Annotated in this window: 25 protein-coding genes and 1 pseudogene; 14 read left to right on the forward strand and 12 right to left on the reverse strand. The window is 61.4% G+C overall.

Annotation, left to right across the window (positions count from 1 at the left end):
- Positions 1 to 109: 109 nt before the first annotated feature.
- The 3 genes and pseudogenes from ACQY6C_RS02705 to ACQY6C_RS02715 form a co-directional block, all read right to left on the reverse strand.
- Positions 110 to 376, reverse strand: a pseudogene (locus ACQY6C_RS02705) (transposase); the annotation flags it as partial.
- Between the two features lie 243 nt (positions 377 to 619).
- A complete protein-coding gene (locus ACQY6C_RS02710) occupies positions 620 to 1,759 on the reverse strand; it encodes a M14 family metallopeptidase (protein ID WP_427964352.1) in 1,140 nt (379 codons plus the stop codon).
- Complete coding sequence (locus tag ACQY6C_RS02715) at positions 1,756 to 2,376, reverse strand: DUF4136 domain-containing protein (protein ID WP_427964355.1); 621 nt, start codon at positions 2,374 to 2,376, stop codon at positions 1,756 to 1,758. Before ACQY6C_RS02715 ends, ACQY6C_RS02710 begins: the two co-directional genes overlap by 4 nt.
- 132 nt (positions 2,377 to 2,508) lie before the next feature.
- Here ACQY6C_RS02715 and galE point away from each other — a divergent pair, with 132 nt between their 5' ends.
- From galE to ACQY6C_RS02730, 3 genes are all read left to right on the forward strand, one after another.
- Positions 2,509 to 3,528 carry a UDP-glucose 4-epimerase GalE gene (gene galE / locus ACQY6C_RS02720; RefSeq protein WP_427964358.1) on the forward strand — a complete coding sequence of 340 codons (1,020 nt, stop codon included), beginning with the start codon at positions 2,509 to 2,511 and terminating at the stop codon, positions 3,526 to 3,528.
- 93 nt (positions 3,529 to 3,621) lie between these two features.
- Complete coding sequence (ykgO, locus tag ACQY6C_RS02725) at positions 3,622 to 3,747, forward strand: type B 50S ribosomal protein L36 (RefSeq protein ID WP_050599643.1); 126 nt, start codon at positions 3,622 to 3,624, stop codon at positions 3,745 to 3,747.
- 168 nt (positions 3,748 to 3,915) lie between these two features.
- Positions 3,916 to 4,533: an HAD-IA family hydrolase gene (locus tag ACQY6C_RS02730; RefSeq protein WP_427964363.1), complete on the forward strand. Its 618-nt coding sequence runs from the start codon at positions 3,916 to 3,918 to the stop codon at positions 4,531 to 4,533.
- Between the two features lie 110 nt (positions 4,534 to 4,643).
- Here the strand turns inward: ACQY6C_RS02730 and ACQY6C_RS02735 are convergent, their stop codons facing one another.
- Positions 4,644 to 4,988 carry a CC_3452 family protein gene (locus ACQY6C_RS02735; RefSeq protein WP_427964366.1) on the reverse strand — a complete coding sequence of 115 codons (345 nt, stop codon included), beginning with the start codon at positions 4,986 to 4,988 and terminating at the stop codon, positions 4,644 to 4,646.
- Positions 4,989 to 5,147: 159 nt separating this feature from the next.
- On the opposite strand from ACQY6C_RS02735, the gene ACQY6C_RS02740 reads away from it, so the two are divergent.
- Positions 5,148 to 5,705, forward strand: a complete 558-nt coding sequence (locus ACQY6C_RS02740) for a winged helix-turn-helix transcriptional regulator (protein WP_427964369.1) — start codon at positions 5,148 to 5,150, stop codon at positions 5,703 to 5,705.
- Between the two features lie 94 nt (positions 5,706 to 5,799).
- Here ACQY6C_RS02740 and ACQY6C_RS02745 read toward each other — a convergent pair whose 3' ends face one another.
- Entirely contained in the window at positions 5,800 to 6,114 is a 315-nt protein-coding gene (locus ACQY6C_RS02745) for a hypothetical protein (RefSeq protein ID WP_427964372.1), read from the reverse strand.
- A gap of 1,112 nt (positions 6,115 to 7,226) precedes the next feature.
- The gene (locus ACQY6C_RS02750; RefSeq protein WP_427964375.1) at positions 7,227 to 8,735 is read right to left on the reverse strand and encodes a YifB family Mg chelatase-like AAA ATPase; all 1,509 of its coding nucleotides are present in this window, start codon (positions 8,733 to 8,735) and stop codon (positions 7,227 to 7,229) included.
- A gap of 157 nt (positions 8,736 to 8,892) precedes the next feature.
- Here ACQY6C_RS02750 and ACQY6C_RS02755 point away from each other — a divergent pair, with 157 nt between their 5' ends.
- The 6 genes from ACQY6C_RS02755 to yihA all read left to right on the forward strand — a co-directional run bounded on the left by ACQY6C_RS02755 (position 8,893) and on the right by yihA (position 13,172).
- The gene (locus ACQY6C_RS02755; protein WP_427964378.1) at positions 8,893 to 9,678 is read left to right on the forward strand and encodes an alpha/beta hydrolase; all 786 of its coding nucleotides are present in this window, start codon (positions 8,893 to 8,895) and stop codon (positions 9,676 to 9,678) included.
- Positions 9,679 to 9,762: 84 nt separating this feature from the next.
- Positions 9,763 to 9,897: a 50S ribosomal protein L34 gene (rpmH, locus tag ACQY6C_RS02760; protein ID WP_067678623.1), complete on the forward strand. Its 135-nt coding sequence runs from the start codon at positions 9,763 to 9,765 to the stop codon at positions 9,895 to 9,897.
- 120 nt (positions 9,898 to 10,017) lie between these two features.
- Positions 10,018 to 10,425, forward strand: coding sequence for a ribonuclease P protein component (gene rnpA / locus ACQY6C_RS02765; RefSeq protein WP_427964383.1), 408 nt, complete (start codon positions 10,018 to 10,020; stop codon positions 10,423 to 10,425).
- Positions 10,422 to 10,631: a membrane protein insertion efficiency factor YidD gene (gene yidD, locus ACQY6C_RS02770; RefSeq protein ID WP_427964386.1), complete on the forward strand. Its 210-nt coding sequence runs from the start codon at positions 10,422 to 10,424 to the stop codon at positions 10,629 to 10,631. Before rnpA ends, yidD begins: the two co-directional genes overlap by 4 nt.
- A gap of 48 nt (positions 10,632 to 10,679) precedes the next feature.
- Positions 10,680 to 12,491 carry a membrane protein insertase YidC gene (gene yidC / locus ACQY6C_RS02775; protein ID WP_427964389.1) on the forward strand — a complete coding sequence of 604 codons (1,812 nt, stop codon included), beginning with the start codon at positions 10,680 to 10,682 and terminating at the stop codon, positions 12,489 to 12,491.
- A 6-nt stretch (positions 12,492 to 12,497) separates the two neighbouring features.
- Positions 12,498 to 13,172 (forward strand): ribosome biogenesis GTP-binding protein YihA/YsxC, encoded by a 675-nt coding sequence (yihA, locus tag ACQY6C_RS02780; protein WP_427964392.1) that lies wholly within the window; start codon positions 12,498 to 12,500, stop codon positions 13,170 to 13,172.
- A gap of 3 nt (positions 13,173 to 13,175) precedes the next feature.
- Here the strand turns inward: yihA and ACQY6C_RS02785 are convergent, their stop codons facing one another.
- Complete coding sequence (locus ACQY6C_RS02785) at positions 13,176 to 13,595, reverse strand: VOC family protein (RefSeq protein WP_427964395.1); 420 nt, start codon at positions 13,593 to 13,595, stop codon at positions 13,176 to 13,178.
- A 118-nt stretch (positions 13,596 to 13,713) separates the two neighbouring features.
- Here ACQY6C_RS02785 and ACQY6C_RS02790 point away from each other — a divergent pair, with 118 nt between their 5' ends.
- On the forward strand, positions 13,714 to 14,382 hold the full coding sequence (locus tag ACQY6C_RS02790) for a glutathione S-transferase family protein (protein ID WP_427964397.1): 669 nt from the start codon (positions 13,714 to 13,716) through the stop codon (positions 14,380 to 14,382).
- Here the strand turns inward: ACQY6C_RS02790 and ACQY6C_RS02795 are convergent.
- Positions 14,379 to 14,846 carry a cupin domain-containing protein gene (locus tag ACQY6C_RS02795; RefSeq protein WP_427964400.1) on the reverse strand — a complete coding sequence of 156 codons (468 nt, stop codon included), beginning with the start codon at positions 14,844 to 14,846 and terminating at the stop codon, positions 14,379 to 14,381. The genes ACQY6C_RS02790 and ACQY6C_RS02795 overlap by 4 nt on opposite strands.
- 53 nt (positions 14,847 to 14,899) lie before the next feature.
- On the opposite strand from ACQY6C_RS02795, the gene dapE reads away from it, so the two are divergent.
- The gene (gene dapE / locus ACQY6C_RS02800; RefSeq protein WP_427964403.1) at positions 14,900 to 16,039 is read left to right on the forward strand and encodes a succinyl-diaminopimelate desuccinylase; all 1,140 of its coding nucleotides are present in this window, start codon (positions 14,900 to 14,902) and stop codon (positions 16,037 to 16,039) included.
- A gap of 15 nt (positions 16,040 to 16,054) precedes the next feature.
- Positions 16,055 to 17,290 (forward strand): dicarboxylate/amino acid:cation symporter, encoded by a 1,236-nt coding sequence (locus tag ACQY6C_RS02805; RefSeq protein WP_427964406.1) that lies wholly within the window; start codon positions 16,055 to 16,057, stop codon positions 17,288 to 17,290.
- A gap of 9 nt (positions 17,291 to 17,299) precedes the next feature.
- On the opposite strand, the gene ACQY6C_RS02810 is transcribed toward ACQY6C_RS02805, so the two are convergent.
- The 4 genes from ACQY6C_RS02810 to dapB all read right to left on the reverse strand — a co-directional run bounded on the left by ACQY6C_RS02810 (position 17,300) and on the right by dapB (position 20,034).
- Positions 17,300 to 17,719 carry a hypothetical protein gene (locus ACQY6C_RS02810; RefSeq protein ID WP_427964409.1) on the reverse strand — a complete coding sequence of 140 codons (420 nt, stop codon included), beginning with the start codon at positions 17,717 to 17,719 and terminating at the stop codon, positions 17,300 to 17,302.
- A 63-nt stretch (positions 17,720 to 17,782) separates the two neighbouring features.
- Positions 17,783 to 18,430 carry an endonuclease III gene (nth, locus tag ACQY6C_RS02815; RefSeq protein ID WP_427964412.1) on the reverse strand — a complete coding sequence of 216 codons (648 nt, stop codon included), beginning with the start codon at positions 18,428 to 18,430 and terminating at the stop codon, positions 17,783 to 17,785.
- Positions 18,427 to 19,287, reverse strand: coding sequence for an ion transporter (locus ACQY6C_RS02820; protein WP_427964415.1), 861 nt, complete (start codon positions 19,285 to 19,287; stop codon positions 18,427 to 18,429). The genes nth and ACQY6C_RS02820 overlap by 4 nt, the downstream gene beginning before the upstream one ends.
- Positions 19,288 to 19,305: 18 nt before the next feature.
- On the reverse strand, positions 19,306 to 20,034 hold the full coding sequence (gene dapB / locus ACQY6C_RS02825) for a 4-hydroxy-tetrahydrodipicolinate reductase (protein ID WP_427964418.1): 729 nt from the start codon (positions 20,032 to 20,034) through the stop codon (positions 19,306 to 19,308).
- A gap of 118 nt (positions 20,035 to 20,152) precedes the next feature.
- Here dapB and ACQY6C_RS02830 point away from each other — a divergent pair, with 118 nt between their 5' ends.
- The gene (locus ACQY6C_RS02830; protein WP_427964421.1) at positions 20,153 to 20,866 is read left to right on the forward strand and encodes an NAD-dependent deacylase; all 714 of its coding nucleotides are present in this window, start codon (positions 20,153 to 20,155) and stop codon (positions 20,864 to 20,866) included.
- The last annotated feature ends 59 nt before the right edge of the window (positions 20,867 to 20,925 follow it).

Genomic DNA, 20,925 nt, shown 5'->3' on the forward strand with positions numbered 1-20,925 from the left:
GAATTGGTTAAAAGATAGGCAGAGAATCTCCAAAAGTCAATATTTCCCGCGCCTTTGACGAAAATCGAACGTAAGTTGTTGAGGTTGAATCTCTATATTTTTTTTCGGCCTATGCGTTAGCTGACCGATAGGTGAGGCGTTTCCCAGCGATGCCACTCAGTGCATGGCTTGCGCGGTCGGTGCCATTGAAACCCAGCGCAACGCGATTGTTATACCGGAACTCGAACTCTGCCAGATAGCGGTGAAGGTGGCCCTCGCCGCAGTGCTGATAAACGCCCTTCATGCCGCGTTTGATGATGCTGAAATAGCCTTCGACCGTGTTGCTGTGGATGCTGCGATCCTCAAGGTTTACATATTCACCGCGATCGTGGCTGGTGAATTACGGTGACAGTGCACTTAATTGCTCCCGCAAGGGCCTGAAGGGTCTTGCCTGAGTTAAGCCTCCCTCAGCGCACTCCGCATCTCTGCGTTCTCTGCGCGAACCCAAATTGCACCGTCTGACCCGCTGGATTGCTTCGTCGCTTACGCGCCTCGCAATGACGGTAGGGTGTTTATCTCGCTGGGTTCCCGCCTCCGCGGGAATGACGAATGAGAGACGGTTCCCGAAATCCGGCTCGGTTCAGCCCTCAGCCGCCTCAAGCCATTCCAGCAGTGCGGCGAGGCAATCGCGGCCCAGCAGCTTGCAGCGTTCCGGGCTCCAGCCCTGTTCGGGCTCGGGCGCGTCGGCCAGATCCTTGTAGGGCATTTCCAGCGTCATCGCCGTGCAGCCGAAACGGTGCGCGATCTGCGTCGTCGCCATGGTCATATTGGCCTTGCCGGCGGCGGATTTGGGATAGCCGAGCTTCGTCTGGAAATCGGGCGTGCGCCGGTCGAGGATCGCGGAATAGCGCGTGAAGCCGGCGTAATGCTCGTCGGTCAGGTCGGGGATGCCTTCGTAACCGGCGAGGAACACAGCGGGGATCGCTTCATCGCCATGGACATCCATCGCGAAACCGACTCCGGTCGCGTCCATATGGTTGCGGATCGCCAGCACTTCGGGGGACTTCTCGGCGCTGGGCGTCTCCCATTCACGATTGAGATTGGTGCCCACTGCGTTGGTGCGCAGGTGCCCGCGGCGCGAACCGTCAGGATTGCAATTGGGCACGATGTGCAGGCGGCAGCGTTTGCGCAGCGCACGCGCGACCGGATCCGCGGGATCGGTCAGGCATTCGAGCGCACCCTCCATCCACCATTCGGCCTGCGTTTCGCCCGGATGCTGGCGCGCGGTGAGCCAGACCTGCACCTCGCCTTCGCCCATCTCGAGGCAATCGAGCGGCTGCCCGTCGAGCGTGGTGCCGAGGCGCAGCAAATCCACGCCCTCGGCGGCGGCGGCTTCGGACACCAGATCGTGATGCCGCTCCATCGAATAGGGCGCGAAATAGGCGAACCATGCGACATTGCCTGCAGGCGTGTAGCTGATCGTCAGCGTGCCATCGGCCTCGCCTTCGTCAAAGCTGCTGGAAGCGCGCGCCCAATATTCGCGGTCTTCCGATACGCAGGCGTCGTATCCCGGCCAGCCGCCCGGATAGGCCGACTTGTTGAGCCCGGTGAGCTTGAGCTCAAGCGGCTCGCCCGCCTGGCAGGTCACGCGGAAATGGAACCATTGGGCGAATTCGGAATTGTGGTCGCGCGGAATGGCGAGCGACGCCGTATTGCCTGCAACATTCAGAACTTCGATATTGCCGGAATCGAACCCGGCATCAATCACGATATCATTCACTGGGAAACCTCGACTTCGACCGTTTCGCCATTGCCGCCGGGGAAATCCCGGAACAGGGCATCGGCCAATATGGATGCTGCGGCCCCCTCTGCCGCAAGTTCCGATCCGCGCGCAACCTCCATTTCGGCGCGGCCTTCCCACACCGCCTTTCCACTGGCCTTGTCGCGCAGCATGACTGAAAGCTCGGTGCCCAGGTTCTCGCGGTTCTTCTTGCCGCCCAGATTGATCCCGATGCCGAGCCCGACACCCGATCCGTAAGAGCCGGTCGATCCGCCTACGCCCACGCTCACGGGGCCACGTTTGGGCAAGTCGGTGCCGGTTGTGTAGCGCTCGACCTTGACCTGCGCGATCAGAGTTGCGCTGGTCCGGTCAGCTTCGACATAGCCCAACTGGGCGAGCTGGCGGGCGACCGCCGCCTTGTAGGGCGCATCGGCCAGCGTGCCGCCATCAATCGAAGGCGCGGAATCGACGAAGACGCTACCCTGTCCGATGGCATTCAGCCCGGAAGTCTCGTGGAAGCGCGTCACCTGGATCGGCCCGGTGGAGGGTGTGGAGGTGCAACCGGCCAGCGCCGCGGCGGCCGCGATCGACACGGCTATTGTGCGAAAGCTTTTCATCTTGTCTTCCTTCCTGCAGGCATTCCCAGCCGGTTTCAGCGGGATGCCGGCGCGAACTTTACGCCAAATTGCTTGGGGGTAGGCCGAATTTCTTCATTCTTTCCCAATTGCTTTATTGCTAGCGGAAAAGTCATGAACGAAAGCAGAAGAGTTCCCGTGCTGGTGACGGGCGGCGCCGGCTATATTGGTAGCCACGCCGTATTGGCACTGAAGGATGCCGGCTGGCCGGTGGCCGTGATCGACAATCTCACCACCGGCTTCAAATTCGCGGTGCCGGAAGATGTGCCGCTGTATGAAGGCGATATCGAGGATGCTGATCTGTTGGCGCGCATCTTCGCGGAGCAAGGCATGGGCCAGGGCACGGGTGCGATCATGCATTTCGCAGGGTCGATCGTGGTTCCGGAGAGTGTCGAGAACCCGCTCAAATACTACCACAACAACACTGTGAAGAGCCGCGCGCTGATCGAAGCGGCGGTCAAGGCGGGCGTCCCGCATATGATCTTCTCTTCCACTGCAGCGACCTATGGCATGCCCGAAACCTCGCCGGTGACGGAGGATACGCCGCGCAAACCGATCAATCCCTATGGCTGGTCGAAGCTGATGACCGAGCAGATGCTGGCCGATGTGTCGGCTGCGCATCCGCTCAATTTCTGTGCGCTGCGCTATTTCAATGTCGCGGGCGCCGATCCGCACGCGCGCAGCGGGCAATCGACTGCCGGGGCGACGCATCTGATCAAGGTCGCGGTGGAAGCCGCGCTGGGCAAGCGTGAAAGCGTAAGCGTGTTCGGTACCGATTACGACACGCCCGATGGAACCGGCGTGCGCGATTATATCCACGTCAGCGATCTTGCTGCCGCGCATGTGCTGGCGCTGGAAGCGCTGATTGCGCAGCCCGAACGGTCACTGACGATGAATTGCGGCTACGGCCGGGGCTTCTCCGTGCTTGAGGTGCTCGATGCAGTCGACCGTGTGACCAACCGCACTATCGAACGCCGGATCGAGGGGCGCCGCGCGGGCGACCCCGATTCGCTAATTTCCGATCCATCGCGTATTCGTGCTACCTTGCCATGGCAGCCGCAACATGCCGATCTCGACACGATTATCGCTCATGCCCTGCAATGGGAGCGCAAATTGTCCGAGATCAGAGGTTAGGCTTGACCGTGGAGGGCGCGCAGGCTAACGGCGCGCCTTGATTTCAACGCGCCGGGGCCGATCTCCGGCGCGCAGCATTTAAAGAGCAGAACCATGAAGATTCGCAACAGCCTCAAGTCGCTGAAGGGCCGCCATCGCGATTGCCGCGTGATTCGTCGCCGCGGCCGGACCTATGTGATCAACAAGACCAACCGTCGATTCAAGGCCCGCCAGGGTTAATGCGTTGACTGCCAGGCGGCCCAACTTGGGCTGCAAACGGCAGTCTCCTGCGCTTCCGGTTCTCACGCGCATCAAAGTGCGCTGCGAGCCGGTTCTCGAAGCCTACCATTTTCGCCTCAAGCTGAGCCGCCTCTCCCCTTGTGAGGCGGCTTTTTCGCGTGTGATCGCATGACCAGACGATTGGAAGCCGTTGTTTTCGACATCGGGCGGGTCATCATCCAGTGGGACCTGCGGCATCTTTTCGCCCGGCTGATCGACGACGAGGCCGAGCTTGATTGGTTCTGCGCCAATGTCGTGACCGAGGAATGGCACTTTCAGCACGATGCAGGGCGTCCGCTGGCCGAGATGGTGCCGGAACGCAAGGCACAGTTCCCTGAGCACGCGCATCTGATAGATGCCTATGCCAGCCGCTTTCTGGAGACGATCCCGGGGCCCGTTCCCGGCACGACGGCGTTGATCGAGCGTTTGGCCCAGACAGATATGCCGCTCTACGTGATTACAAATTTCGGGGCGGAGTTCTGGGAGGAATTCCGGCCGACCCAGCCCGTGCTCGATCACTTTGGCGACATCGTCGTGTCAGGACAGGAAAGGCTGGCCAAACCCGATCCCGCAATCTTCCAGCTCGCCGAGCGCCGGTTCGGGCATGATGCGGGTTCGATGCTGTTCATCGATGATAATGCGGCCAATATTGCTGCCGCGCGCAAGCTGGGCTGGCAGGTGCATCACTTCCACGATGCCGATGAACTGGAGCGCGACCTCGTCGCGCGCGGTCTGATCGGCGCCTGAGCTTCCGGGAAGAGGTTACGCTACGCAAGAAAAAACCTCCGGCGAAAACGCCGGAGGTTTGAGGGGGCGCCCGGCCATGGAGAGCAGACCGGACGCGGGGAAACGAAGGCTCATTCGCCGTTGCAGTCTGCCAGTTTGTCTTCCGGCAGTTGCTTGCCCTGGGCGGTGAAGCTCGTCACTTCGCCGAACTCGCGCTGGATACCGCGGCAGATCCGCAGCGGGCGCGAATTGCCCTTGCCAGCGTAGCAAGTGGTGCCTTTGCAGCTCCAGGCGACGCCACCTGCAACAGTGCGGTTGTCGTCCACCGGGGCGGCGAGCTCTGCAATGTAGTATGGGCCGTTATCCCGAGCCTGGGCAGCGCCGGGAGAAACCACTGCACCGATGGTGAGTGTTGAATAGATGAGCGCAAGAGCGAAGACACTCAGGCGCCGCGACGTGGGGAAGGAGAGGGTCATGGTCTTATCCTTTCGGCGTTTCGGTCAACCTAGTTTCGAATCGAAACCAGTTGCGAATCACTACCTACTGGATTAGGTTTTAAGTTGCAACCAGAAACCTAAAAGCTTTTTGCGGGTCGTTGAAAGCTGCGCTAAATAGGTTGCAGAGGAAGGACTGAAATGGGCGATCTAAGAGAACCACTGCGCGAGCTGATCGAATGCGGTCTGCCGCAAGCTCTTGAAGTTATGGGCGAACGATGGTCGTTCATGATCTTGCGGGCGAGCTTCAACGGCGTGCATCATTTCGAGGAATTCCTCAGCGAGCTGGGAATTGCGCGTAATATTCTTTCAAGCCGATTGGCGAAACTGGTCGAACACGGCATCCTGAAACGGGAACCTTGTGCTGATGACCGGCGCAAGATCGAGTACCGTTTGACCGAAAAGGGCTTCGATTTGCTGCCTGCCATGCTGGCGCTACGCCAATGGGGCCAGAAATACAGCGGCGAAATCGTGGTGGAAGATCCCGTGCTGGTCGATGAGCGTGACCGCCTGCCGATCGGCCCAGTCTCGATCCTTTCTCACGATGGCCGGATCCTGACCCATCAGGACCTGTGGCTTACGCGCAAGGAGAATGTCGGCATTCGCCCCGATGGTACCTGCGCAGATGCCGGCGCCATGCCTACTCGCGGCGATGTGGTCGATCTCGAAGAAGCGAAGAAGCGGGCTGCTGCTGGGTAGGGCTGGAAAGTCCGGTTCCGACTCAAATTCCAGCCAGTAAGCAAGCGATCCATTCCTGGCCAAAGCCGTTCTTGCATTGCATTCGCAAAGTTGTTTACCAGCGCGGTCGAATCACCATCTTCTGCCAGTCTATTGTCAACGCATAGGTCCCAGGTGAGGGTGTCCCGAACCAGTCGAGCGGTGAAGTGAAACGCGCCCGTTCCTTCGCCAGTCTACAACTCGTCGCGTCCCAGACATCATCTCCGCTGCTCTGCATCACTTCGCATCTCAACGCCGCGCCGTCGCTGGCAAGCTGCAAGTTGATTTGTACCAACTCCTCGGACGGTCGCACGCCAGGGGGTACGTCTTCCACCGTTAGCGCGACATCCTCCGGCATGTGGGGCACCTCCACGGACGGCAGAGTCGTCATAGTTGCCTGGTCGCGTGACCAATCTACTCTCACCGGAAAACGATCGGTCCCAAATTCGGAAGTATAGCGAACGCGCGACTGATCAAAACCTGCGGCAGCGAGAGCGTCGCACGTTGCTGTATCGAGCCGGGCGTCACCGCTTGTTCGCACGACTGTGCAATTCTCAATTCGGTTATTCCCGTTATGCGGCCGAAGATCCACCAGCACGCCGACCATTGCCGCTGACGGCAAATTCCGCCGATCCGTGAGCGCAGCACCCCAATCCGGTGGGTTGATGGCATACTGGGAGTGCGTCCAAGTATTACCGATCCAACGGCCTGTAGCGTCAGTAACCTGGCCAGACGTTCGAGTGAAGCTCAATCCCAGAGGCGGCAGCGGTGGCGGTATGGATGGCAGCCGTGCATCGCCTTGCTCAAACAGAATTTTAACCCCAACCATTGCTGCCGTCGGTCGTCCTGCCTCATCAATGGCATGTATGAAACGCACGTGTTCACGCAGCAAATCACAAACTTCAAGACCCAAGGCTGGGTCTGCAGGAACGAAGGGAACGCTCAGTCCAGTGGTTGTCTTTGCTTCGACAGGATCACAAGCCTCTATCGTCCCCTCAGAGTTGATCGTCAGAGATGAGCTCGCCCAAGTGATCCGCGACTCGCCCGATCGCGCCAGTACTTTCGGGATAGCCTCAATCGGCAAGGCACCGCGAACTGGCTCAACAATACGGGGCTGACGGAGCAACATTACATTACTTTGTGCGGTTGCAGGGCTAGAAATGGACACCGTAATCTGACCATCTCCACTTGGCGATGAGGCAAATGCAGCTGACGTGGCAGTCGAAGACCCCGCCATCAAAGCGGCGCAAATAATCAACCGAGCCCACACCATATGATTCTTCCTTGCTGTGCTGAAAATCGGCGGCGGCAACCGCCAACCGCTATCTATAGTTCCAATAGTGCGCGCCTAAAAGTTTCATTCGTGCATCGTTCACAGCAAATAATTGCAAGCAAATCCGTTGTGCGACGAGTTTGCACAGAACCATCTTCCTCAAATTGGAGGAGAGTCATCTCCTAAGCAGTAGATCCACCAACGTCCGCTCACCACCCCAATTCGAGCCGTCAAGCCCGCGGGGCCTGTCTGCGATAGCTGAGCGCTTCGGCGATATGAATTCGGCCAACCCGCTCGGCGCCGGATAGATCGGCGATCGTCCGCGCGACGCGCAGCATCCGCGTATAGCCGCGCGCCGAAAGCCGCATCGCGTCGGCCGCTTGCAGCAACAGCTTCTGCCCAGGCTCGTCGGGAGCAGCCCAGCGTTCCAGCGCATCGCCGTTCAGCTCGGCATTGCTGCGCGCGCCGGTCTCATCCGCACGCGCCGTCTGGAGCGAGCGTGCCTTTGCCACTCGCGCAGCGACCTCCGCGCTCCCCTCGGCGGGCGGTGGCAGCGCCATATCCGCCGCGCTGACGGGATCGACCTCGACATGAAGGTCGATCCGGTCGAGCATCGGGCCGCTGACCCTGCTCTGGTAATCCGCCGCACAGCGCGGCGCGCGGCTACAGGCGAGAGCAGGATCGCCCAGATGCCCGCAGCGGCAAGGGTTCATCGCCGCGATGAGTTGGACCCGCGCGGGGAAGGTGACATGCGCATTGGCGCGCGCGACATCGACGCTGCCGGTCTCGATCGGCTGGCGCAGCGAATCGAGCACGGGGCGCTGGAATTCGGGCAATTCGTCGAGAAACAGCACGCCCAGATGCGCAAGGCTTACTTCGCCCGGCTTTACCTTCAGCCCGCCGCCGGTCAGCGCCGCCATGCTGGCCGAATGGTGTGGCGCGCGGAAAGGACGCGCGCGGCTGATCCGCCCGCCTTCGAGCGTGCCCGCGACCGAGGCGACCATTGAGACCTCCAGCGCTTCCGCTGGTGTCAGCTCGGGCAGGATCCCGGGCAGGCAGCTTGCCAGCAGGCTCTTGCCTGCACCCGGCGGCCCGATCATCAGCAGATTGTGACCGCCCGCTGCGGCGATCTCCAGCGCGCGCTTGGCGGTCTCTTGCCCCTTGACCTGCTTGAGGTCGGCCACCGGCACTGCCGGCTCAACCTCGCCGCGCGGCGGATCGGGCAGGCGCTGCGTGCCCTTGAGATGGTTTAGCAGGCTGACGAGATCGGGCGCGGCCAGCACCGGCACGCCGCTGGCCCATCTCGCTTCGCTCCCCTGCTTAGCCGGGCAGATCAGCCCCAGTTCGACTTCGCTGGCATGGAGCGCGGCCAGCAGCACGCCGGGTGAAGCGACGATGCGACCGTCGAGCGCAAGCTCGCCCACTGCGATCCACTCGGTCAGTTGTTCGGTATCGGTGACGCCCATCGCGGCGAGCAGAGCCAAAGCGATCGGCAGATCGTAATGCGACCCTTCCTTGGGCAGGTCAGCAGGCGAAAGATTGACCGTGATCCGCTTTGGCGGCAGCGCCAATCCCATCGCAGCGAGTGCGGCACGCACCCTCTCCTTACTCTCGCCGACAGCCTTGTCCGCCAGGCCAACGATATTGAACTTGGGCAAGCCCGGCGCAACCGAGCATTGCACCTCGACGCTGCGCGCCTCTAGCCCGAGATAGGCCACTGTCTTAACCAGCGCGACCAATGATTACCCCTGCTCTCCGGCACAAGAATGCACAGTTTGTTCAAAGACTACAGCATGTTGGAGGAAAGAGCGAGTTAAAACCCGGAAATCGGCGTCAACTTGATTGAAAGCATATGGCTTTGCCCTTTGGCAGGGGGTTGCGGAGCAGGATTGCCGCATGCGCAGCCTTGTTATCCTGCTCCTTGCCCTGGCTCATGCGATCGCCATTCCCCTTCCTGCGAGCGCGCAAGGCCTGTCGGCGGCGCGCGTCGTGGCGGTCGAAAGCTGGGTCGAGGAATGGGACGAGGCTGCGCAAAGCTGGGTTCGGATAAGCGAACCTACTGTCACCCGGCAGCACATCGCAGTGCGTTCGGAACGACTTGTTGGCCCCCAGCTGCAAGCTTTCGAACCGCGCGATGTGCTGCAAGGTGCTTCGAATTACGGACCGTTTCGTGTGCTCGACGGGAAGCACGCCGCGTTGATGGGGGCGACCGATCGCTTCAGTCCCGGTCAGTTCCAGGCCCTGCTGCGCGACAATCCGGGGGTCGAAGTGCTCGAATTGATCGAAGCGCCAGGCACGCGCGACGATATCGCCAATCTAGCCCTGGGTCGGATGATCCACGCCGCCGGGATTGCGACACATGTGCCTGCTGGCGGGTCTGTGCGTTCGGGTGCGGTCGAGCTTTTCCTGGCCGGGGCCGAGCGTAGTCTGGAGGATGGCGCGCAGTTTGCGGTCCATTCCTGGATCGACACCTATGGGCGTGAGCCAGGCGATTTCGCTCTCGATGCGCCCGAAAACCGGCTCTATCTCGACTATTATCGCGAGATGGGTATGTCGCAGGAGCGCGCCGAGGATTTCTACGCCTTGACCAATTCGGTGCCGCATGATCGGGCGTTGTGGTTGACGGCGGCGGATATGCGCGGATGGATCGCGCGGCTTGACTCGGGCCCAAGCATCCACTAACCGCGCGCTCCATACAGGCGGTCGCCGTGGAAGGCGGCCCTTTTTATTGGTGCAGCAAGCACCATCCAAATTTTCGAGGACGATATGAAGCGGACTTTCCAACCCAGCAATCTCGTGCGTGCTCGCCGTCACGGCTTTTTCGCCCGCAAGGCGACTCCGGGTGGCCGCAAGGTCCTGCGCGCTCGCCGCAAGCGTGGCCGCAAGAACCTCTGCGCATAATTTTCTGGCTTCAAGCGCCAGCGCGCACATCCGTGCGCTCGGCTTTCGCGCCATAAGGCGCGACGGGCAGTCGCCCTTGCGGGTCCCCATTCGGGGACCCGTTGCTTTTCCCGGCCAATCATGATTCGCGTCCTCACCAAGCGCGCCGATTTTCTTGCGGCGAACCGCGGCCTGCGCGTGGCGCGGCCCGGATTCATACTGCTGGCAAACCCCAATCAGGGCAAAGGCAAGCGCTTTGGCATCACCGTAACAAAACGGATCGGCAATGCGGTGGTTCGCAACCGCATGAAGCGCCGTTTCCGCGAATTGCTCCGCGATGCGCTCCCCAAGCATGGCCTGCCCGACCACGACCATGTCCTGATCGGCCGCGAGGGCGGGATCGAGCGCGACTTTGACAAGCTTGCCGCCGAACTTGATGAGGCGCTGGTGCGTGCTGCAGCTGGCAAGGGCGACCCGCCAAGGCGCGCGCGGGGCCCAAGGAAGAGGCACCCGCGCCCGGGGAATCTCCAGCAAGGTGATCGCAAGTGAAGCACATCCTGATCTTCATCGCGCGCCTTTGGCAATGGGGCCCAAGCCGGATCCTGCCGTCGACTTGCCGCTATGCGCCCTCCTGCTCCGAATATGCGGTGGAAGCGCTCGGCAAATATGGTGCGATCAAGGGTGGATGGCTGGCGCTTAAGCGGCTAATGCGCTGCCACCCTTGGGGCGGGCACGGCTATGATCCCGTGCCGTAATACCTATATAACACACTTGAAGAACGAACAGACGCACGGGATTACATCTTGGACAACCAGCGAAACCTATTGCTCGCCGTCGTGCTTTCGGGCCTGCTCATTTTGGGCTGGGACTTCGCGATGCGGTATTTCTATCCCGATGCCTCGACTGCACCGCAGGTCGAACAGGTGGACCAGCTGGGTCAGGGCCAAGCGCCCGCTCAGCCAGAGGGAAGCACCTCGCAAGCGAAGCACACGCGCGAAGGCGGGCTGACCGACCCCGCGCTTATCGCCGAGGAACAGAAGGATCTCGACGTAGCGTTGGCCGAAGGCAAGCGGGTCAAGATCGATGCTGCCGAAGTGGCCGGATCGATCAACCCGATCGGCGCGATGGTCGACGATCTGGTGCTCAAGACTCATCGCCAGACGGTGAAGAAGGACAGCGGACCGGTCCGGCTGTTTTCGCCTCAAGGCACGCCGGCACAGCATTTTGCGCAGTTCGGCTGGATCGGCGAGGGCGTGAAGTTGCCCGATCAACGCACTGTGTGGACAGCCAGCAATGGCCCTCTGTCGGAAGACAATCCGGTTACCCTGAGTTGGGCCAATGGCGAGGGCCAGCGCTTTACGATCAAGCTGTCGGTTGACGATCACTACATGATCACCGCCGAACAGACGGTCGCCAACACCAGCGGCGGACCGATCGTGGTTCAGCCGTTTGCGCTGATCAACCGCACCAACCGGACGGCCAGCCTGGATACGTGGAACGTTCATTCGGGGCCGATTGCGGATGCCGATGGCGCGGTACAGTTCGGCCCGAATTACGACGATCTGGTCGATGACGGCGCGCAACCGATCGAAGGTTCGACCGACTGGATCGGGTTTACAGATATCTATTGGCTCTCCGCTCTGATCCCGCAGGACGGGCAGCAGGTCGATGCCGATTTCCGTCCGCTTGGCGACGAACTGTTCCGCGCCGACGCAATTTATCAGCCGGTCACCATTGCCGATGGCAAGCAGGTCACGCGCACTACGCGCCTTTTCGCCGGTGCGAAGGAAAGCAACGTGCTTCGCGCCTATGAGGCGCAAGGCATCGACAATTTCGGCAAGTCGATCGACTGGGGCTGGTTCGAGATCATTGCCTGGCCTATCTGGTGGCTGCTGACGCATCTGTTCAAGCTGGTGGGCAATTTCGGCGTCGCAATCATCCTGCTGACGGTGATCGTGCGAGGGGCGATGTTCCCGATCGCGCAAAAGCAATTCGCCAGCATGGCGGCAATGCGCGCGGTGCAGCCGAAGATGAAGGCGATCCAGGAGCGCTACAAGGACGACAAGCAGAAACAGCAGCAGGAAGTAATGAAGCTGTACAAGGACGAGGGCGTTAACCCGCTGGCGGGCTGCCTCCCCCTGCTGTTGCAGATTCCGATCTTCTTCGCTCTCTACAAGACGCTGATCCTGGCGATCGACATGCGCCACCAGCCCTTCATATTGTGGATCAAGGACCTTTCGGCTCCTGATCCGGCGAAGATACTCAACCTGTTCGGCTTCCTGCCGTTCGATCCACCGGGATTCCTCGGCATCGGCGTGCTCGCTGTGCTGCTCGGCATCACCATGTGGGCGACGTTCCGCCTCAATCCCACTGCTATGGATCCAGTGCAACAGCAGATCTTCCAGTTCATGCCTTGGGTGCTGATGTTCGTCATGGCGCCCTTTGCGGCGGGCCTGCTGATCTACTGGGTGACTTCGAACCTGCTCACACTGGCGCAGCAAAGCTATCTCTATTCCAAGCATCCGCAATTACGCGCGGCGACGGAAAAACAGAAAGCCGATCAGGCGATGGTCGCTGCGCGGGACAAGGCGCGCGAAGACAAGAGCAAGGGCTGAAGGCGAGTGACGCCGGACGAAGAGAAGCAACAGGCGGCCCGCGAGAAAGCGGCTTCGAAGCTGTTTTCCGGGCGCGTGGAATTCCTGCTCTCCGCGCCGCAGCTCAAATTTCTGCCTGATCCCAAGGTGCCGGAAATCGCGTTCTGCGGGCGCAGCAATGTCGGAAAGAGCTCGCTTCTCAACGCGCTGACCGGACGCAAGGCGATCGCGCGTGCCTCGGTTACGCCGGGCCGCACGCAGGAGCTCAATTTCTTCGAAGTGGGCGAGCCGACGCTCTTCCGTCTGGTCGATATGCCCGGATACGGCTTCGCCAAGGCCCCGCCCAAGGTGGTCGAAAAGTGGAAGCGTTTGGTGCGCGACTATCTGCGCGGGCGGCAGGTGCTCCATCGCACGCTGGTGCTGGTCGATAGCCGCCACGGCCTGAAAGACGTCGATCGCGAGATGATGAAGATGCTTGACGAAGCGGCTGTCGGCTACCGCGTCGTGCTTACCAAGGCGGATAAGATCAAGGCCAGCGAGTTGGACGCAACTGCGGCTAAAGTGGCGGACGAAGCGCGCAAGCACGTTGCCGCCTTCCCGATGCTGCACATAACCAGTGCGGAAAAAGGCATGGGCATCGCGGAACTGCGCGCGGCGGTGGTCGAAGACGCGCTGGGCGCGGGCTGGAACGTCGCGAACTAGCCGCTACGTCGCAAACAACATCGTATCGTCGGCGAAGGCCTTTATTTCCAGCGCATTGCCCGATGGGTCGCGGAAGAACATCGTTGCCTGCTCGCCCACCTGGCCCTTGAAGCGGATCGTCGGCGCCATCGCAAACTCGGTGCCTGCCTGAGTCAGCCGGTCGGCCAGCGCCTGCCAGTCCTCCATTTTCAGGACGATCCCGAAATGCGGCACCGGCACGCCGTGCCCGTCGACATGATTGCTCGCGCGGTCTCCGGCCTCGCCCGGCGCAAGGTGCGCTACGATCTGGTGACCGAAAAAGTCGAAGTCGATCCATTGGTCAGACGAGCGCCCTTCCTCGCAACCCATCACACCGCCGTAAAAGGCGCGCGCGGCGGCAAGATCGTCAACCGGAAAGGCGAGATGGAAAGGGCGCAGGCTCATCGTGTGCGACAATTAGCGCCCTCTTCGCCGCTGCCAAGTCCGGAATGGCTTGTTCAGCCTCGACAGCTTCAACATGAACTCCTAGGTCGCAACAGGAACGCAAGGTGGAGCGCCCCGAATGAAGCTGATTATCGGCAACAAGAACTATTCGAGCTGGTCGATGCGCGGCTGGCTCGCAGTCAAGCAATCGGGCCTTCATTTTGACGAACTCACCGTGCCGATCATGGGTGAGGACTGGACCGAGCGAAAGCGGGAGATGGGCGAGGTTCAGCCATCATCGGGCAAGGTTCCGATCCTGTGGGATGACGAGACGGTGGTGTGGGACAGCCTGGCGATCATGGAATATCTCGCCGACAAGGTCGGGCGCGACCGCTTCTGGCCCAAGGAAGAAGGTGCGCGCGGCATGGCGCGGGCGATCGTTGCAGAGATGCACAGCGGTTTCCTGCCACTGCGGCGCGAATTGCCGATGAATGTGCGCAGGCGGATCCAGCTTTCGGACGTCAGCGATCCGACCAAGGAGAACATCGTTCGCATCCTGACGCTATGGGCCGAAGCGCGCGCACGCTTTGGCAAGGGCGGCCCCTTCCTGTTCGGCACCTTCGGCGCCGCGGATATATTCTACGCACCGATCGTCTCCCGCTTCATGACCTATGGCATTGCCGTGCCGGGCTTCGCCCAGGCCTATATGCAGGCGATGTGGGAACATGACTGGATGCAGGAATGGATTGCCGCCTCCGAAGACGAGGAATGGGTGATCGAACAGTTCGAGGTCGCCCCTGCAAGCTAGGGCGTGCGGCTGGTCTCGTAGCGTGTACCGTCCTTGCGGGCGTAGCCATCGGGATCGAACACCATGTCGATATCGGGATATTCGCCGCGGTCGGCGTCAGCGTCGCCCGCGCTGATGGCGATGAAGACGCAGTCGCTATCGCTGCGGTTTTGCAAGTGATGGCCATTGCGTTCGCCTGCGGGCCAGGCGAGCACATCGCCGGGGCGCACCACGCTTTCGCTACCGTCCTCGACCAGCACCGCTTCGCCTTCGAGCATCACCACCAGCTCGTCTTCTTCCTGGTGCCAATGGCGCTGTGAAGACCAGGCTCCGGGCTTCAGTACGACATGGCTCGCGCCCATCCTGGTGAGTCCCGCCACGGGAGCGAGCCGCCGGTACCAGCGGTCCTGCACATCCTCATTATAGGGCGCAGGATAGCCAGTGGCATTGGTCTGCGGGATGGCGTCAAGATCGAGCTTGGGCATAGCACTGCACTCCGTAGTGGAAAGGACCTCTCCGCTCGTCTAACCCACACGGAATGAGCGACGCCAGAACCTTCACCGAAAAACTGATCGAGGCCCCGAGCGTGACGCCCGCGACGGGGCTGGTGTTCGATGTGCTGGAAGAAATGCTCGCGCCGCTCGGCTTCGAGATCCATCGCTTCACGCGCGGCGATGGCGAGGCGGATAGCGATGAGGCGCCGGTCGAGAATATGTTCGCCATCCGGCGCGGGCCGGATGGGTCGAAGCATTTCGCCTTTGCGGGACATCTCGATGTCGTGCCACCGGGTGAAGGCTGGACCACAGCGCCCTTTGCTCCCGAAACGCGTGGCGAACTGCTCTACGGGCGCGGTGCGGTCGATATGAAGGGCGCGATTGCCTGCATGGTCGACGCAGTGGCGCAAGTCCCGCAAGATGCAGGCACGATCAGCTTCATCATCACCGGCGACGAGGAAGGTCCGGCGCTGCACGGAACGCGCGCGCTGATCGACTTCATGCGCGAGCATGGTCACCAGCCCGACCTGTGCCTGGTGGGCGAACCCACCAGCGTCCACCGGCTTGGCGACATGATGAAGATCGGGCGTCGCGGCTCGGTCAATATCTGGCTGGAGGTCGATGGGACCCAGGGCCACGTCGCTTATCCGCACCTCGCCGACAATCCGCTGCCGCGCATGGTTGCGATTCTGTCGGAACTCAACGGACTGCATCTGGATGACGGGACTGAATGGTTCCAGCCTTCCAATCTCGAGATTACAGAGATCGACGTGCCCAATCGGGCGCATAATGTCATTCCGGCAAAAGCCAAGGCGCGCATCTCGATCCGTTTCAACGACCGGCATTCGGGCGCCTCTTTGTCGAGCCAGGTCGTGGCGATTGCGGAGAAACACGGCGGCAAGGCCAATCCCGTCATTTCGGGCGAGCCGTTCCTCACGCCGCCCGGTGCATTCTCACAGATCATTGCCGATGCAGTGAAGGCCGAAACGGGAATCGAACCGGAACCATCGACCAGCGGCGGTACGTCGGATGCCCGCTTCCTGCGTGCAGTTTGCCCGGTGATCGAGTTCGGCCTGTGCAATGCGACCATGCACAAGCGTGACGAGGCGGTGGCGTTGGACGATCTCGATACGCTAAGCCGGATCTACGCTCGCATCGCGAAAGCGGCGCTGAAACAGGACTGAGAGGGGAGGGCCGCGATGCGCGCCTGGTTTGCAATTCCATTATGGCAACGCGTCGTCGGGGCGCTCATCCTCGGTGTCGCAGTCGGATGGCTGTGGGGTCCGCAAGCCGAAAGCATCAAGATCGTGGGCGATATATTCGTCGCCTTCATCAAGATGCTGGTGGTCCCGCTGATCTTCTTCAGCCTGGTGGCAGGCGTCGCCTCGATCGGTGATTTGCGCAAGCTCGGCAGCGTCGGCTGGCGTGCTCTACTGCTGTTTGTTGTGACCGGGCAGATCGCAGTCTGGCTTGGCTTGATGCTGGGAACGCTGGTCCAGCCTGGCATGGGGGTCGACACCTCGATGATCGAGATGGGTGCCGTGCCGCAACCGAACGAAACGACCTGGCGTGACATGTTGCTCGGCATGGTGCCGCAAAGCCCGGTTCAGGTGATGGCGGACGTCAATGTGTTGCCGCTGATCGTCTTTTCGCTGTTGATCGGCATTGGCATATTGATGGCCAAGGAAGCGGGCGAGCCGGTTCTCAAGATCTTCGATTCGGGCTCGGTGGTGATGCAGAAGGTCACCATGGTGGTGATGGAACTGACTCCATTCGGCGTTTTTGCGCTCATGGCATGGGTCGCCGGTACGCTGGGCCTTTCCGCACTGGGCGCGCTCGGCAAGCTGGTGTTCCTCAACTACCTTGGCTGCCTGCTGATCATCGGCGTGATGTATTCCTCGATGATCAAGCTCATCGCACGCCTGCCCGTGATCGACTTTTTCCGCGGGATCGTCGATGCGATCGCAGTCAGCTATTCCACTGCCAGTTCCAATGCGACGCTGCCGGTTACGCTGCGCTGCGCAGAACGCAACCTCGGCATCAGCAACTCGGTCGCGAGCTTCGTGATATCGCTCGGCGCAACGATCAATATGAACGGTACCGCGATGTATCTGGGGCTCGCCACACTGTTCGGCGCGCAGATTTTCGGCGTGGACCTGAGTTGGGGCGACTATTTCCTGATCTCGATCCTGGGCACATTGGGTGCGGTCGGCGCAGCGGGCATCCCCGGTGCAGGATTGATCATGATGGCGCTGGTGTTCGGCGCAGTGGGCGTTCCGCTGGAAACCATCGCCTTCGTGGCGGGCGTAGACCGGATCATGGACATGATGCGGACCACCACCAATGTCAGCGGCGATGCCGCCGTCGCCACCACCGTGGCTGCGCTTACCAATGAGATCGACCGGGCCGAGATGGTCAGCGCGGACGACGTCTAACGAGCGAGATCACTCCTCGGGCTTGTCGTCCTTCGCGCAATTCTCGTCGCACTCGGTCTTGCCGGATGGCACAAACCGGCCACTGAACTTGATGGTCGCTCCGCCGTCCGTCTTGTAGGCAGCGGCGTCGGTGCCCTCCAGCGCGTCCACGCCTGAGGGGATTTCGCTGCCGATCTGGACGCTGCCATTGCTTCCACGCCGCTTGCGAGAGGCAGGCCGGCGTGCGCGCTGCGTCGAGCGGATTACACCTGCAGCCGAATCGAGACTGCCCGAGACCGCATTGCCCAGTGAGCGCGAAGCCTTCGCCTGTCCGGCCCCCGATCCCGAGACGATGACTGCTGTTTCGGCTGCATCCTGCGCGGCCAGGCTTCCGGGGAGCAATGCTGCCGCCGCGAGGGCGCAGATTGTGCCGATCTTGCGAGGTTTCATGACTGAGCCTCCTGAGCTTTTCGGTGCAAGGGTGCGCCTTGTGCGCCCAATTGGCAAGGCGGGCTATCGCTTCGGCTTTTCCAGTACCTTCTTCCCGAAGCTGCACAGATCCACCAGCTTGCAATGCCAGCATTCCGGCGTGCGCGCCTTGCAGACATAGCGGCCATGCAGGATCAGCCAGTGATGCGCGTGCAGGCGAAACGGTTGCGGCACGCGCTTTTCCAGCTTGGCTTCGACCTGCTCGGGCGTCTTGCCCTTGGCGAGGCCGGTGCGGTTGCCGACACGGAAGATATGCGTATCGACCGCGAAGGTCTCTTGTTTGAACCAGCAATTGAGCACGACATTGGCGGTCTTGCGTCCGACACCGGGCAGCTTGACCAGTTCCTCGCGCGTATCGGGAACTTCGCCGCCATGATTGTCGATCAGCATATGCGATAGCGCGATGACGTTCCTGGCCTTGGAATTGAACAGGCCGATTGTCTTGATGTGTTCCTTCAGCCCTTCCTCGCCCAGATCCAGCATCTCTTGCGGCGTCCTGACCCTGGCGAACAGCGCGCGAGTCGCCTTGTTGACGCCGACGTCGGTTGCCTGGGCAGAGAGCGCCACCGCCACCACCAACTGATAGGCGTTGCCATATTCCAGCTCGGTTTCCGGCTCGGGATTATCCTCCGCCAAGCGGCGGAAGAATTCGAAAATCTGGTCTCTGGTCATAGCTTATTGCCACTCGACCTTTCGAGCGCGGCGAGCTTGGCTTCGACCCGGTCGTCCACTTCGTCGAGTCGTTCGAGATGCTGGCGCATCTCCTCGATCCGTTGGTCGCGGCGGCGCTGCATGGCATCGGAAAAGGCCGCGGCGATAATGCCCGTGGGCATTGCGACGAAGGCGATGCCGCTAAGTGCAAGGATACCGGCAAAGACCTGCCCCAAGGGCGTGATTGGGGTGACGTCGCCATAACCGACCGTCGTCAGTGTGATGACCGACCACCACAGCGCGCGCGGAATCGATCCGAAGGCTTCGGGCTGAATGTCGCCCTCGGTCATGTAAAGCGCGGTGGCTCCGAACAGCACAAAGATGAAGGCCAGCGCTGCGGTGACGATCAGATCGTCTGCGCGGTCGCGCACTGCGGCCCAGACCTCCCTTATCGCCCTCGAGAAGCGTCCGAATTTTATTACCGCGAGAACACGCAGCAGGCGCACGGTGCGCAGCATGGATGCGTCTGCGGTAATAAGCGGGACGAGAGTGGAAAGCACCACAACGAGATCGATCAGACCGAGCGGCGAGATCGCGAATTGCCAGCGCTTTCGCCAGTTACTCTGCTCGCCAGGCTCATCTGCCGCAGCATAGAAGCGGGCGGAATATTCGAGCAGGAAGATTAGACCGAACACTTTCTCGCCTGTCACCAGTGCCTGATGCAAGGCTGGCGGCAGACTCGCTTCGGTCGAAAGCGCGGCCGATCCCACTGCCAGGAAGATGACGACAATGAGCAGCCGGTTGAGGATGGTCAGCCGCCCGTCCGGCTCGGCGCCGATGAAGAACTGCTTGTGCAGATATCTTCTTAGCGTGCGCATCCCCCCTTGGACCTCCCGTTACAGACCGAGAACCTGCGGCATTGTGTAGCGCCCCGGCTCCCTGCCGATCAACCATTCGGCTGCCTTCACAGCCCCGCGAGCGAAGATCATGCGGTTTTCGGCATTGTGGGTGAGCGTGATCCGTTCCTCGTCCCCGGCGAAAATCACACTGTGGTCACCCGCCACGGTGCCGCCACGCAGCGCGGCAAAGCCGATCGCGCCCTGCGCCCGCGCGCCGGTGTGACCATTCCGCCCACTTTCGCTGTTCGATGCCAGCTCGATCCCGCGTCCCTTCGCTGCCGCTTCGCCCAGCAATAGCGCGGTACCCGAAGGCGCATCGACCTTCATCCGGTGGTGCATCTCGACGATCTCGATATCCCAGTCGGGGCCAAGCCTGCTTGCCGCATCGCGTACCAGATGCGCCAACAGTGTGACACCAAGCGAGGTGTTGCCCGTCTGCAGGATCGGCAGATACTGCGCCGATTCGTCGATCATGCGGTGATGATCCTCTTCAAGCCCGGTGGTGCCGATCACGATCGGCGTCCCCGCCACGCGCGCCGCAGCCAGATTGGCGGAGAGCGCGGCGGGAGCGGAGAAATCCACCAGAACGTCACACCGGGTCGCCAGCGGGCCGGGAGAATCGCCCGCGTCAACGCCGCCAGAGACCTCATGCCCCGCAGCGGCAACCGCTTTCAGAAGGGCCTGTCCCATGCGCCCCTTGTGACCAATGATTCCGAACTGTGCCATCTTTGCTCCCAAGGGTCATGCTGAACTTGTTTCAGCATCCATTCCGCATCTAAGTGAGAATGGAGCCGTTTGAGGGATGGACCCTGAAACAAGTTCAGGGTGACGACAAGGAAAAGCGATGTCAGGTTTCAACAACATCGTGATCTTGACCGGCGCTGGCATCAGTGCCGAAAGCGGGATCGATACTTTTCGTAGCGCGGGAGGGCTGTGGGAACAGCACAATGTCGAGGATGTCGCCACGCCTGAAGGCTTTGCGCGCGATCCCGATCTGGTGCTGGGCTTTTACGATATGCGGCGCGAGGCTTTGCGTGAGCGTGAACCCAATGCCGCGCATAATGCTCTGGCGCTGCTCGATGCCGAGTTTGCGGGCGAGCTGCTGATCGTAACGCAGAATGTTGACGATCTGCATGAGCGGGCGGGGGCGAAGCGCGTGCTGCACATGCATGGCGAGCTCAAGAGCGCGCTCTGCACATCTTGCGAGATGCGCTCGCCTTGGGATGCGCCCATGTCAGCCAAGGATGGTCAGCGTCCGCCTTGCCCTGTGTGCCAGGCGCGGACCTTGCGCCCCGATGTCGTGTGGTTCGGAGAAATGCCTTACCAGATGGAGCGGATCTATCGGGCGCTGCGCGAGGCGGACCTATTCGTGAGCATCGGCACCAGCGGCGCGGTCTATCCGGCGGCGGGCTTTGTGCGCGATGCCCGCGATTTGGGCGCGCAGACGCTGGAACTCAACCTTGAACGCAGCGAAGGTTCGCACTGGTTCCACGAGAGTCGCCAGGGCCGGGCGGGTGAACTTGTTCCGGCGTGGGTGGAGGAGGTGCTAGCTCGCTGAGCCACGTCCCTGTGAATGACAGGATTCAGGGAGTGGTGGGGCGACTGGCGCGCAGGCCC

The sequence above is a fragment of the Altererythrobacter sp. genome, from assembly GCF_050299635.1.
Lineage (GTDB): Bacteria > Pseudomonadota > Alphaproteobacteria > Sphingomonadales > Sphingomonadaceae > Erythrobacter.

What these genes read in the sequence shown, in the direction of transcription:
- ACQY6C_RS02715 (WP_427964355.1), bottom strand. Translation starts at nt 2,376, where the DNA reads ATGAAAAGCTTTCGCACAATAGCCGTGTCGATCGCGGCCGCCGCGGCG.
- ACQY6C_RS02810 (WP_427964409.1), bottom strand. Translation starts at nt 17,719, where the DNA reads ATGAAACCTCGCAAGATCGGCACAATCTGCGCCCTCGCGGCGGCAGCA.
- ACQY6C_RS02745 (WP_427964372.1), bottom strand. Translation starts at nt 6,114, where the DNA reads ATGACGACTCTGCCGTCCGTGGAGGTGCCCCACATGCCGGAGGATGTC.
- ACQY6C_RS02740 (WP_427964369.1), top strand. Translation starts at nt 5,148, where the DNA reads ATGGGCGATCTAAGAGAACCACTGCGCGAGCTGATCGAATGCGGTCTG.
- ACQY6C_RS02735 (WP_427964366.1), bottom strand. Translation starts at nt 4,988, where the DNA reads ATGACCCTCTCCTTCCCCACGTCGCGGCGCCTGAGTGTCTTCGCTCTT.
- ACQY6C_RS02755 (WP_427964378.1), top strand. Translation starts at nt 8,893, where the DNA reads ATGCGCAGCCTTGTTATCCTGCTCCTTGCCCTGGCTCATGCGATCGCC.
- ykgO (WP_050599643.1), top strand. Translation starts at nt 3,622, where the DNA reads ATGAAGATTCGCAACAGCCTCAAGTCGCTGAAGGGCCGCCATCGCGAT.
- ACQY6C_RS02790 (WP_427964397.1), top strand. Translation starts at nt 13,714, where the DNA reads ATGAAGCTGATTATCGGCAACAAGAACTATTCGAGCTGGTCGATGCGC.
- ACQY6C_RS02730 (WP_427964363.1), top strand. Translation starts at nt 3,916, where the DNA reads ATGACCAGACGATTGGAAGCCGTTGTTTTCGACATCGGGCGGGTCATC.
- rpmH (WP_067678623.1), top strand. Translation starts at nt 9,763, where the DNA reads ATGAAGCGGACTTTCCAACCCAGCAATCTCGTGCGTGCTCGCCGTCAC.
- galE (WP_427964358.1), top strand. Translation starts at nt 2,509, where the DNA reads ATGAACGAAAGCAGAAGAGTTCCCGTGCTGGTGACGGGCGGCGCCGGC.
- ACQY6C_RS02785 (WP_427964395.1), bottom strand. Translation starts at nt 13,595, where the DNA reads ATGAGCCTGCGCCCTTTCCATCTCGCCTTTCCGGTTGACGATCTTGCC.
- nth (WP_427964412.1), bottom strand. Translation starts at nt 18,430, where the DNA reads ATGACCAGAGACCAGATTTTCGAATTCTTCCGCCGCTTGGCGGAGGAT.
- ACQY6C_RS02805 (WP_427964406.1), top strand. Translation starts at nt 16,055, where the DNA reads ATGCGCGCCTGGTTTGCAATTCCATTATGGCAACGCGTCGTCGGGGCG.
- dapE (WP_427964403.1), top strand. Translation starts at nt 14,900, where the DNA reads ATGAGCGACGCCAGAACCTTCACCGAAAAACTGATCGAGGCCCCGAGC.
- ACQY6C_RS02830 (WP_427964421.1), top strand. Translation starts at nt 20,153, where the DNA reads ATGTCAGGTTTCAACAACATCGTGATCTTGACCGGCGCTGGCATCAGT.
- rnpA (WP_427964383.1), top strand. Translation starts at nt 10,018, where the DNA reads ATGATTCGCGTCCTCACCAAGCGCGCCGATTTTCTTGCGGCGAACCGC.
- ACQY6C_RS02820 (WP_427964415.1), bottom strand. Translation starts at nt 19,287, where the DNA reads ATGCGCACGCTAAGAAGATATCTGCACAAGCAGTTCTTCATCGGCGCC.
- dapB (WP_427964418.1), bottom strand. Translation starts at nt 20,034, where the DNA reads ATGGCACAGTTCGGAATCATTGGTCACAAGGGGCGCATGGGACAGGCC.
- ACQY6C_RS02795 (WP_427964400.1), bottom strand. Translation starts at nt 14,846, where the DNA reads ATGCCCAAGCTCGATCTTGACGCCATCCCGCAGACCAATGCCACTGGC.